This is a genomic window from Klebsiella sp. K47 (assembly GCF_051858335.1).
Taxonomy (GTDB): Bacteria; Pseudomonadota; Gammaproteobacteria; order Enterobacterales; family Enterobacteriaceae; genus Klebsiella; species Klebsiella pneumoniae.
This window is the reverse complement of record NZ_JBPYUI010000285.1, coordinates 1-233: the sequence shown is the minus strand read 5'-3', so window position 1 is coordinate 233 and position 233 is coordinate 1. Positions and strand designations below refer to the sequence as shown.

Annotated in this window: 1 other RNA gene; it reads left to right on the top strand. The window is 49.8% G+C overall.

Annotated elements, in window-relative coordinates:
• Positions 1–133: non-coding RNA, RtT sRNA (locus tag RRF55_RS28055), on the top strand; the annotation flags it as partial.
• Positions 134–233: the final 100 nt, after the last annotated feature.

Here is a 233-nt window from a genome sequence, read left to right as displayed (position 1 = left end):
TGGTCGCAGGTTCGAATCCTGCACGACCCACCAATTTCAGCATTTAACTCAGATGCTGAACGTGAAGGATAACGTTGCGTCAGCAACGGCCCGAAGGGCGAGGCAAAGCCGAGTCATCCTGCACGACCTACCAATTTCTGAATTGGTGTCGAGTGAAATTATTCAGGTAGTACCAGAGCGGGTCGTTAGCTCAGTTGGTAGAGCAGTTGACTTTTAATCAATTGGTCGCAGGT